Source organism: Catenulispora pinisilvae, assembly GCF_015356865.1.
GTDB classification, from domain to species: Bacteria; Actinomycetota; Actinomycetes; order Streptomycetales; family Catenulisporaceae; genus Catenulispora; species Catenulispora pinisilvae.
In genome coordinates this window covers 20,924-31,918 of record NZ_JAAFZA010000113.1, presented here as the reverse complement: position 1 = coordinate 31,918, position 10,995 = coordinate 20,924, and the positions used below count along the sequence as shown (strand labels likewise).

Below are 10,995 nucleotides of genomic sequence, written 5' to 3'. Positions count from 1 at the left end.
CCCCCCAGACTTACGCGCCTCAATCAAGAACCGCCGCGAGTAAGCCACAAACGACCCCTCACGCTCAATGTGCTCATGCATCCGCAGCAGGTCATCCCGATACTTCTCGACGCTGAAGTCCGGCACGAACCAGATCACCTTGCGCAGGAAGTAGACCATGGCGCCGATGTCGAGGAACTCCATCTTCAGCTCGGCCTCCTGGAGGTCCACCACCTCCAGGCCGTTCTTCGCCGCCTCGGCTCGGGCCAGCGCTGGCTCGCGGAAGCCCTTGCCGGTGGGCTTGGGGCCGAGGAACCACTCGTAGACCTCGTGGCCGCTGTCCGGGCCGATGTGCTGGGAGAAGTAGGTGCCGCCGGGGGCTAGTACCCGGGCGATCTCGCGCCAGTGGGCCATCACCGGGTGGCGGCTGGTGACCAGGTCGAAGGCGCCGTCGGCGAAGGGGAGCGGTGGTTCGTCCTCGTCGGCGACGATCACCACGCCCTTCTCGCGCAGGTTCGCCTGGGCCACCTCTATGTTCGGGGGCCAGCCCTCGGTGGCGACCATTGCGCCGGAGGCCCGTTGCGGCACGCCGGCCAGTACCTCGCCGCCGCCGGTTTGGATGTCCAGGTGCAGGTGCGCGCGGGCGATGCGCTCGCCCATCTGGCGCTGGTAGCCCCAGGGCGGGCGCTCCTCGGTGGCGCGGCCGTCGAGCCAGGAGAAGTCCCAGCCGCTGACGTCGACCGCGTCGGATTCCGCGATCAGTTCCTCGAATGTGCGGTCCATGGCGGACATGATCGCGGGTCGTTGTGCCGCTCGCCAAGGGCTTAACGTGTCCGGATGCTTACTTTGTCGAAGCGTTACCTCGCGCGCCGCCTGCCGCGTGCGTTCCAACACGGCGTGTGCCAGTGCCGCCGATCGTGGACGCCCTGGCCGTAGTCGTCCCTCGGCCAGGCCACGAGGTGCGGTACTCCGGCCCGGATCTCCTGATCGCAGCCCGGGCACCGGTAGACCTTCTGCGCGGCCTGGCCGGGAATCCCCCGTACGGCCCAGTCCCGGCCGTCGGGTCCGGGCTCGATGCGGTCGAAGCCCAGGACCCGGGAGGCCATCCGCGCGCTGGCGCCGTCGCGCTCCTCGTCGGGGACGTCGGAGCGGCGGGGCGGGCGGCGGCGCGGGCTCATGTAACCAGGGTAGTAAACAGTGCGCGCCGCGATCGACGCCCGGCCCGCCTTGTCAACCGGATATTCAACGCCCGCCCGGTCAGCGGGAGCTGTAGTCCCGGAAGCCGCGCCCCGCCTTGCGTCCCAGGTATCCCGCGGTCACCAGGTGTTCCAGCAGCGGCGCCGGCGCGAAGCCGGGCTCGCGGAACTCCAGGTAGAGCACGCGCTGGATGGCCAGCGAGACGTCCAGGCCGACCACGTCCAGCAGCTCGAACGGGCCCATCGGGTAGCCGCAGCCGCGCTTCATCGCCGTGTCGATGTCGTCGGCGGTGGCGTAGTGCGCCTCCAGCATCTTCACCGCGTCGTTCAGGTACGGGAACAGCAGCGCGTTCACGATGAACCCGGCCCGGTCGCCGCAGTCCACCGCGACCTTGCCGAGCTTGGCGCACACCGCGTGGACGGTGGCGGCCACGTCGTCCGCGGTCGTCACCGTGCGCACCACCTCGACCAGCTTCATCACCGGCGCCGGGTTGAAGAAGTGCACCCCGACCACGTCGGCCGGGCGCTGGGTGGCCATCGCGCACTCGATGACCGGCAGCGAGGAGGTGGTGGTGGCCAGCACCGCGCCGGGCTTGCACAGCTGGTCGAAGTCGGCGAACAACGCGCGCTTGACGTCCAGGTCCTCCACGACGGCCTCGACGACCAGGTCGCAGTCGGACAGGTCGGCCAGGTCGACGGTCCCGTGCAGCCGGGCCAGCGCGGCATCCCGGTCCGGCCCGGCCAGCTTGCCGCGCTGCACCGCCTTGTCCAACGACCGGGTGATCGCCGCGCGCGACGCGTCCACCTTGGCCGTGGCCCGGGCGACCAGCACGGTCTCGTACCCGGCCTTGACACAGACCTCTGCGATGCCGTTGGCCATCGTGCCGGAGCCGACGACGCCGATCCGGCTCACCTCGCGGACCTGCGCGCCGGACCGGCCCTGGCCCGCGCCCGCCGGGGTCTGGTCGTCGTCGACCACCACCGGGGAGTCAGGACCCTCGTACGTGTAGAAGCCGCGGCCGGTCTTGCGGCCCAGCAGCCCGGCGGTCGCCATCTGCTTCAGGATCGGCGCCGGGGCGTGCAGCCGGTCCCGCGACTGCCGGTACATCGTGTCCAGGATCTCGTAGGCGGTGTCGACGCCGATCAGGTCCAGCAGCGCCAGCGGTCCCATCGGCAGGCCGCAGCCGAGCTTCATCGCGGTGTCGATGTCCTCGCGGGTGGCGTACTTCTGCTCGTACATCGCCACCGCGTGGTTCAGGTAGCCGAACAGCAGCGCGTTGGCGATGAAGCCGGCCCGGTCCCCGCAGGTGACGTCGTCCTTGCCGAGCCGGCGCACCAGCGCCTCGACGTCGTCCACCACCTCGGGGTCGGTGACCACGGTCCGCACCACCTCGGCCAGCTTCATCACCGTCGCCGGATTGAAGAAGTGCACCCCGACCACCCGCGAGGGCCGCGCGGTCGCCACCGAGATCTCGGTGACCGACAGTGCCGAGGTGTTGGTCGCCAAAATGGTCTGCGGCGGGCAGATGGCGTCCAGCCGCTGGAAGACCGAGCGCTTGAGCTCCAGGTCCTCCGGCACCGCCTCGACGACCAGCTCGGCGGCGGCCAGGTCGTCCAGCGCGGTGCTGAACGAGACGCGGCCGGCCAGCTCCTCGGCCTCGGCGTCGGTCAGCTTGCCGCGCTTGACCGCGCGGGCCACGGAGGCCCGCAGGTGGCCCCGGCCGCGGGCCACGCCGGCCTCATCGACCTCCACGCCGATGACCTGGATGCCGTTGCGCGCCATGACTTCGGCAATGCCGGCGCCCATCGTGCCCAGGCCGACGACGCCGATTGTGGTGAACTCGCGGGGCATGAAAACCGTCTCCTTGAGTTTTGGGTGACTCGCAGCTACCAGAGGGATCGAGTCTGCGGTTACTCGCCAGTATCTACGCGACACCCCCGATCTGACAGCACCTTCTTGCCTGTGAGACCGCCCACATGGGTTACACACTGGTAGGCATGCGCATCGGCGTCTTTCTGTTGGCAGCGGGCTTTCCGGGCATTTCGGCGGAGCAGGCGCTGCGGGCCGCGCTGGACTACGGCGTCGCCGCCGAGGACGCCGGGTTCGACGACGTCTTCATGGCCGAGCACCACTTCATGCCCTACGGCACCTGCCCTTCCGCTCTCACTTTCGCCGCCCTGCTGGCCGGCCGCACCCGGAGCATCGGGGTCGGCACCGCGGTGACGGTCCTGTCCACCGCGCATCCGGTCGCGGTGGCGGAGCAGGCGGCGATGCTCGACGTGCTCACCGGCGGGCGCTTCACGCTGGGCGTCGGGCGGGGCGGGCCGTGGGTGGACCTGGAGGTGTTCGGCACCGGGATGGCGGGGCTCTCGCGGCGGGCGTTCGCCGAGGCGTTGGACGTCCTGTGCGCGTGGGGATCGCGGGACGCTGTGTCCTTCGACGGCGAGTTCCACCGGTTCCGCCAGGTGCCGGTGGTGCCGCGCGGCGGGCCGCGGATGCTGGTGGCGTGTACGTCCCCTGAGAGCCTGCGCATGGCCGCCGACCGCGGGCTGCCGATGCTGCTCGGGATGCACGCCGACGACGTCGAGAAGGCGGCGATGGTGCGGATATACGGCGCTCCCGCGCCCCACACCTCGGTGGTGGTCGCCCAGGTCGCCCCGTCACGCAGCCAGGGTGTCAGTCTTCTGCGACAGGCGATGCCGACCTGGCTGCGTCCCGGGCTGGCCGCCCACGTCCGCTACGACGGCGGGTCGGCCCCGATGCGCGATCCCGACGACTACGCCGAGCACCTGACGACGATCCACCCGGTCGGGCCGGCTTCGTACTGTGCGGAACGGATTCTGGAGTCCCGCCTGGCCACCGGCATCGAGCACGTCCTGCTGTTCGTCGAGGGCGGCGGACCCGAGCACACGTTGGCGAATATCAGATCCCTGGGAAGCTCGGTACTCCCCCTGTTACGCGCGGCGGCCTGAGACGCCAAGCACGCCCACCCGCACGGCGGCCTGAGACCCGAAGCGCCCCCGCGCAGCAGGACCCGAGACACAAGAAGGGCCGGTGGCGTCCTCTGCCCCCTGGGACGCCACCGGCCGTTCGCAAGTCCTCCGGCCTCGATTCGGGAGCCCGCACCAGCCCGTGAATCAGTACGGCTCCATCCGCACCCGAACCGTCCCCACCAGCTCCGCAGGACCCGCGGCTCAGCAGTCGCGCAGTAGCGGCGACTGGTTCAGCAGCTGGGATCGAACCGAAGTGAAGGTGCTGTAGACATCAGAGTCCTTGGTGGTCCCGGAGGGGAACACCGCGACCCGGTGGCAGTTCTGGAACGCCAGCCGCACCCCGAAGTGCCGTTCCAGGCAGCCGCGGATGGCGTCGCTGGCCAGGGCCCGCAACAGTTGCCCCCGGGCCTGCTCGTCCGGCGGCGGTGTGATGTTGTCGACGAAACCGTTCGCACCGGCGCCGTCCACGTGCAGCCGCGTCGACAAGTCGCTGACCATCCGCCACGCGTACGGCAACGAGTCCCGCACACAATCGGCGAACTGCTGGTCGGAGACCTCGCCGCGCTCGGCGGCATCAAGCAGCTCCGGGGAAACATCGAGGGACATATCAGGGGACTCCTCCCGGTAGGGGATACACCTAGAGGCATGGCCCATCCAGGAGGTCTTCTAACCTGTCGGGGCGAAGGCTTTCAAAACGCCATCAGCACACGACTGATGTCCAACCTCTTGCATCACACCAGCACAGCGGGCTGTCAGTGGTAGCCGACCGCGTGCAGCCGAGCCTTGTAGAACTCCGCACCGTACGACAGCCCGCGAGTAAAGGAACGCGCGCCGGAGGCATTGAAGAACTGCACATCCGGGTTGACCCAGTTGCGGCTGTCGCCGTGGTACGTCTTCCCCGTGCTCTGCACCCAGAACGCCTCCCCCGAGGAGTGCTGGCTGAACGACTTCACCGCGTGGTTGGCGTGCACCGTGCTCACCGCGTGCGTGGTCTTGTTGATCGCGACCACCGCGCTGGTGTGGCTGACCAACAGGATCCCGCTGTCCTTGTATGAGGCGTCGAGGCTGTGCCCGAGGTTCCCCGAGCCGATCGACACGTTGACCCCGCCGACCAACCGGGTGTTCCGGTAGCTGCCGCTGACCTGATACGAGGTCGCCTTGCCCTGCCCGACCGCCCAGAGGCGGTTGTGGACGTCGTCGTACCAGAGCCCGTGCGCACCGGGGAAGCTGATCGTCTGGACCAGGGCCAGCGTGGCCGGATCGTTGACCGCGGTGGGCCCGTAGACGTGCAGGTACCCGCCGGAGGAGGCCGCGACCACGGCCCCGATGTTCGGGATCCGCTCGATGGCGTGCGGGTTGGACCCCGGCGAGGCCTTCCACAGCAGGCTCCCGGTCCCCTGCGTGCCCGAGGCGTTCTTGTGCACGATGCCGACGTCGCCGCCGGACGCCGCGACCAACGCCACCTCGCCGAACTTCGCCGTGCTGCGGAACTTCACGTCCGACAGGTTCGCCCAGCCACCGCCCCCGGGCGACCACACCCAGTGCGGGGACGTCCAGCCGGCCGCCGAGGAGTAGATCTGGACCTGGTTCCGGTACTGCTCGCAGACGGCGACGTCATAGCTCGTGGCGGCCTGGGCCGTAGCCTGGGCCGTGCCTTCGGCCAGCCAGAGTGCCGCCGGTGCCGATACCGCGCCGAGGAGCAGGGTCCTTCTGCTGAGTCTCATCATCGCTCCCGTTGTCTGAATCATTGCCGGATCCATTGGAGCAGGATCCTGATTCAGAACAAGGATTCTGATTCAGAACAAGCGCGAACTCGGGTCGTCCATCCCGCGCAGCACCTCGTAGTCCAGCACCGCGCACTCGATCCCCCGGTCCGCGGCCAGCGTCCGGGCCTGCGGCTTGATCTCCTGCGCCGCGAACACCCCGCGCACCGGGGCCAGCAGCGGGTCGCGGTTCAGCAGTTCCAGGTACCGGGTCAGCTGCTCGACGCCGTCGATCTCGCCGCGCCGCTTGATCTCCACCGCGACGTGCGCGCCGTCGGAGTCGCGCGCCATGATGTCCACCGGCCCGATCGCGGTCGGGTACTCGCGCCGCACCAGGGTCCAGCCGCTGCCCAGGGTCTCGATCTGGTCGGCGAGCAGTTCCTGCAAGTGCGCCTCGACGCCGTCCTTCTGGAGCCCGGGGTCCACGCCGAGTTCGTGACTGGCGTCCAGTTCGACGTCCCGGAGCGTGATCACCAGCCGCTCGCCGGCTTTGTTGGTGACCGTCCAGACCACGCGGCCGTCCTCGTCGGCCTCGGACTCCTTGAGCACGCAGGGCGGCGACATCCAGTTGAGCGGCTTGTACGCGCGGTCGTCGGCGTGGATCGAGACGCTGCCGTCCGCCTTCACCATCAGCAGCCGCTTGGCCTCCGGGAGGTGCGAGGAGAGCCGGCCGGCGTAGTCGACGGTGCAGTGGGCGATGACGATGCGCATGAGATCGGAGCCTATCAACGCGCGGGCGCCCCGCCGTGCACCCAGGCGGCAGCGGGTGACCGGACGACTACGCTCCCGGCGGGGAAACGCAGCTCAGGATTCGTCGGCTCTACGGTTCCTCAACGCTACTGGCAGGTCTTCCCCTGACGTTCATCTTGCGATGCATGCACGTTGCGATCGCAGGGGTTCCCCTATCACAGTACTAGTCCTGAGTACGCACATCGCCGTAACCCGTTCTCGCTGTTGCCGCTATTATTCAGCACGACACGCTGCTAACCCGTACTCATGTCCGTCACGGAAGGGCGTGAAGGAAGAGCGGGACAGGCCGCGGGCGAACACTGAGAGCACGCATACGCCTCGTCGATAGTGTCGATGGGCGCCGTTTCGACGCGAGGAGTCGCAGACCGATGAGTTTCATAGCCAAGGCGCTCGAGATCACCGAGAAGAGCTTTGACGGCGCGGTGGAGGCCGCTGAGGAGTGGAGCGCCCACCGGCACGGCGCGAAGCTGTTCATGAAGCTGGGCATCGCCTACTACGCCGAGCAGCGCCTGGAAGGCCACCACGAGCCGGTCGAGCGCATCCTGGACGCCCTCGACGGCCACGCCGCCGAGCACGGCGAGACCGGCCTGGACCACCTGCGGGCCGCGCACGAGGTGCTGGGCCGCGAATTCGCCGGCGAGCACCACCCGGACGCCATCGCGGAGAAGGAAGCCGCTGAGAAGGCAGACGCCTGATTCCGAGCCGCTATAAGTCCGGCATCGTCCGGCCCGGTGCTCGAAAAAGCGTTCAACAAATCGGCGTCCTTCCCTAGGGGATATCCCCGGGAAGGGCGCCGATTGGCGTCCGGGCAAGGACGGACTACAGCCAGCAGTGCCCTGATTCAGAGGCCGCGCGCCATGATCTGGCCGACGATGACCGCGGCCGCTCCCGGATGTCCGGTCAGCCAGCCGCCGAGGTGTCGCCGGACGGCCTCGCAGACAGCGGGGCGCACCTCGGCACCGCCCAACTGATCGCGGGTGCAGCCTCCGTACTCGGGGTACTCCAGCTTCACGGACACCACCGCGGTCAAGGCTTCGCAGACCTGCTCGGCGCCGAGATCGGGATCCATTGCCGCCAGCAGGCCCCGCGCCCGCGCGTAAGCGTTGACCGCGGCCGCTACGCCGTCGCGGAAGCCGAACACGTGCGTGCCGCCGCCGCGCGCGGGCACGCTATTGGCGAAGCCGCGGACGCACTCCGGGCCGGAGTCACGCCAGCGCAAAGCGATCTCGATTCTGCCGGAGATCTGCCGGTCGTCCTGCTCGAAGCTGATGATGTCGGAATGGACCGGAGCGGATACCTGCTCATCAAGGAACGCGACCAGCGCGCTCACCCCGTCCGGGAAGTGGAAGCGGGCCGAAGGGCGTTCGGGCGTCCGGCGTTCGTCGACCAGTGAGACGTCCAGGCCCGGATTGAGCCAAGCCAGCTCCCTGAAACGCTCTGCCAGCACGCTGAACGAGAACTCCGTTGTCTGGAAGATATCGGGGTCCGGCCAGAAGGTGATGACGGTCCCGGTGTCGTCCGCCGGTCCGGCGTCGGCCGGCGGAGCGACCGCGACGCCGCGCACGTACTCCTGGACCCGCCGCCGGCCGTCGCGGCGGACCTCGGCGATCAGCCGGCCCGACAGGGCATTGACAATAGCGAGGCTCAGCCCGAAGGAGTGGATGGTGTATCCGCGCCCCCGGCCGGCTCTAAACTCGGTCAGACGACCTTCGAGGCCCGGCTCACCGGCATCCCCTTGCGCCTCGAAAGGGATGCCCGGCCCGTCATCGGCGACCCGTACGCCGCCGTCGGCGCTCACCGTGACCTCGACCCTGCTGCCCCGGCCGACGATGATCTCGTCCATCGCCGTACTCGCCGCCTGGAAAACGGCGCTGTGCAGCCCGCGTTCACCGGTCGAGCCGATATACATCCCCGGCCGCTTCCGTACTGCTTCCAAACCTTCGAACACCACAATCGAGTCGGCGCTGTACGTACGATCCTCACTCACGATGTCCCCCTTCGACAGCGTTCCGCGAACTGCCCCGATCTTAGCCGGAATTCAGCAAAAGGCCAGGTCATTGCCGGTGTCGCGAGAGCGTGAGCGAGTCGCTGGATGCCTGTCGGCCGACCACCGACATCGGGCTGCGAACCTTCATGAGAATGCTTATAAGGCGTCGCCAAAGCCCGTTGAGGCGCCATTCCGAGCAGCCCGCCGGGCACAATTTTCGCGGAATTCCGAATCGGCGCCCGCCCCCGGGAAGACCCCGGGGAAGGGCGCCGATTCCGGCCCGAGCGGCGAGGGAGTCCGCTCAGGCCCTGAGGGAGTCCGCTCAGACGCTGACCGTTCCGGCGCGCCGGATCTCCTCGACGATGGTGTGCAGGATCTGCGTGATCCCGAAGTCCTTCGGGGTGAACACCGCGGCGACGCCGACCTCGCGCAGTGTCCGGGCGTCGGCGTCCGGGATGATGCCGCCGACCACCACCGGGAGCGAGCCGGCGCCGGCGGCCCGCAGTTCTGCCAGTACCTCTGGGACCAGTTGCAGGTGCGAGCCGGAGAGCACCGACAGGCCGACGCAGTGCACGTCCTCGGCCACCGCCGCCGCCGCGATCTGCTGCGGGGTCAGGCGGATGCCCTGGTACACCACCTCGAAGCCGGCGTCGCGGGCCCGTACCGCGATCTGCTCGGCGCCGTTGGAGTGGCCGTCCAGGCCCGGCTTGCCGACCAGCAGCCGCAGCCGGCGGCCGAGTTCGACAGAGGCCTGATCCACCTCGCGGCGCAGTTCGGCCAGCTCCTCGGACGGGATCGCCGTCCCGGTGGAGCCCGAGACGCCGGTGGGCGCCCGGAACTCGCCGAAGACCTCGCGCAGCACGCCGGTCCACTCCCCGGTGGTGACCCCGGCGCGCACGCAGGCCAGCGTGGCGTTCATCAGGTTGGCCTGGGTCCCGGCCTCCTGACGCAGCCGGGTCAGTGCGGCATCCACCGCCGCGCCGTCCCGCTGCTCCTTCCACGCCTTCAGTGCGGTCACCGCGTGCTGCTCCACGGCCGGGTCGACGGTCTGGATGGCCGCGTCCAGGTCGGCGGTCAGCGGATTCGGCTCGGTCTCGGTGAACTTGTTGACGCCGACCACCGTGAGCTCGCCGGACTCGATCTTCGCCCGCCGCTCGGCGTGCGCGCCGACCAGCTGCGCCTTCAGATAGCCGGACTCCACCGCCGCCACGACGCCGCCGAGGTCCTGGATCCGCTCGATCTCGGCCCAGGCCGCCTCGGCGATCTCGTCGGTCTTGGCCTCGACCACCTTCGAGCCGGCGAACAGGTCGGGGTACTCCAACAGATCCGACTCGTAGGCCAGCACCTGCTGCATCCGCAGCGACCACTGCTGGTCCCAGGGCCGCGGCAGGCCAAGCGCCTCGTTCCAGGCCGGCAGCTGCACCGCCCGGGCCCGCGCGTCCTTGGACAGCGTCACGGCCAGCATCTCCAACAGGATCCGCTGCACGTTGTTCTCCGGCTGCGCCTCGGTCAGCCCGAGGGAGTTGACCTGAACGCCGTAGCGGAAGCGGCGCAGCTTCTCGTCGGTGACGCCGTAGCGCTCGCGGGTGATGCGGTCCCAGAGCCCTGCGAAGGCCCGCAGCTTGCACATCTCCTCGACGAAGCGCACCCCGGCGTTGACGAAGAACGAGATGCGCCCGACCACCTGTCCGAAGTCCTCGGGCGCCACCTGCCCGGAGTCGCGCACGCCGTCCAGCACGGCGATCGCCGTGGACAGCGCGTAGGCGACCTCCTGCACCGGCTGCGCGCCGGCCTCCTGCAGGTGGTAGGAGCAGATGTTGATCGGGTTCCACTTCGGCAGGTTGGCCACGGTGTAGGCGATGGTGTCGGTGATCAGCCGCAGCGAGGGGCCGGGCGGGAAGACGTAGGTCCCGCGCGACAGGTACTCCTTGACGATGTCGTTCTGCGTGGTGCCGGCCAGCGCGGCCAGGTCCGCGCCCTGCTCCTCGGCGACCACCTGGTACAGCGCCAGCAGCCACATCGCCGGGGCGTTGATGGTCATCGAGGTGTTCATCCGCTCCAGCGGGATGCCCTCGAACAGCGCGCGCATGTCGCCCAGGTGCGCGACCGGCACGCCGACCTTGCCGACCTCCCCGCGGGCCAGTACCGAGTCCGGGTCGTAGCCGGTCTGGGTGGGCAGGTCGAAGGCCACTGACAGGCCGGTCTGCCCCTTGCTCAGGTTCCTGCGATACAGGGCGTTGGACTCCGCCGGGGTGGAGTGGCCGGCGTAGGTCCGCATCACCCAGGGGCGGTCTGGCTCGAAAGATCTGCCGCGCTCGGTCACGGG

General features: G+C 69.3%; 10 protein-coding genes. 2 read left to right on the top strand and 8 right to left on the bottom strand.

Annotation, left to right across the window (positions count from 1 at the left end):
- From IZR01_RS27635 to IZR01_RS27625, 3 genes are all read right to left on the bottom strand, one after another.
- Positions 1-762: class I SAM-dependent methyltransferase (locus IZR01_RS27635; protein WP_194894966.1), on the bottom strand; the 762-nt coding region annotated here is incomplete at its 3' end.
- Between the two features lie 74 nt (positions 763-836).
- Entirely contained in the window at positions 837-1,157 is a 321-nt protein-coding gene (locus IZR01_RS27630) for an Rv1322 family protein (protein WP_194894968.1), read from the bottom strand.
- 79 nt (positions 1,158-1,236) lie between these two features.
- The gene (locus IZR01_RS27625; protein WP_194925544.1) at positions 1,237-3,027 is read right to left on the bottom strand and encodes a 3-hydroxyacyl-CoA dehydrogenase family protein; all 1,791 of its coding nucleotides are present in this window, start codon (positions 3,025-3,027) and stop codon (positions 1,237-1,239) included.
- A gap of 146 nt (positions 3,028-3,173) precedes the next feature.
- On the opposite strand from IZR01_RS27625, the gene IZR01_RS27620 reads away from it, so the two are divergent.
- Positions 3,174-4,148, top strand: coding sequence for an LLM class flavin-dependent oxidoreductase (locus IZR01_RS27620; RefSeq protein ID WP_194925543.1), 975 nt, complete (start codon positions 3,174-3,176; stop codon positions 4,146-4,148).
- A gap of 222 nt (positions 4,149-4,370) precedes the next feature.
- On the opposite strand, the gene IZR01_RS27615 is transcribed toward IZR01_RS27620, so the two are convergent.
- From IZR01_RS27615 to nucS, 3 genes are all read right to left on the bottom strand, one after another.
- Positions 4,371-4,775: an SCO5389 family protein gene (locus IZR01_RS27615; RefSeq protein WP_194894973.1), complete on the bottom strand. Its 405-nt coding sequence runs from the start codon at positions 4,773-4,775 to the stop codon at positions 4,371-4,373.
- Positions 4,776-4,921: 146 nt separating this feature from the next.
- A complete protein-coding gene (locus IZR01_RS27610) occupies positions 4,922-5,917 on the bottom strand; it encodes a hypothetical protein (RefSeq protein WP_228560347.1) in 996 nt (331 codons plus the stop codon).
- Positions 5,918-5,965: 48 nt separating this feature from the next.
- Positions 5,966-6,643 (bottom strand): endonuclease NucS, encoded by a 678-nt coding sequence (gene nucS, locus IZR01_RS27605; protein ID WP_194894975.1) that lies wholly within the window; start codon positions 6,641-6,643, stop codon positions 5,966-5,968.
- Positions 6,644-7,050: 407 nt separating this feature from the next.
- On the opposite strand from nucS, the gene IZR01_RS27600 reads away from it, so the two are divergent.
- Complete coding sequence (locus tag IZR01_RS27600; protein ID WP_194894978.1) at positions 7,051-7,377, top strand: hypothetical protein; 327 nt, start codon at positions 7,051-7,053, stop codon at positions 7,375-7,377.
- 146 nt (positions 7,378-7,523) lie between these two features.
- Here IZR01_RS27600 and IZR01_RS27595 read toward each other — a convergent pair whose 3' ends face one another.
- Positions 7,524-8,669, bottom strand: coding sequence for an ATP-binding protein (locus tag IZR01_RS27595; protein ID WP_323747112.1), 1,146 nt, complete (start codon positions 8,667-8,669; stop codon positions 7,524-7,526).
- 322 nt (positions 8,670-8,991) lie between these two features.
- On the bottom strand, positions 8,992-10,947 hold the full coding sequence (locus tag IZR01_RS27590; RefSeq protein ID WP_228560353.1) for a protein meaA: 1,956 nt from the start codon (positions 10,945-10,947) through the stop codon (positions 8,992-8,994).
- Positions 10,948-10,995: the final 48 nt, after the last annotated feature.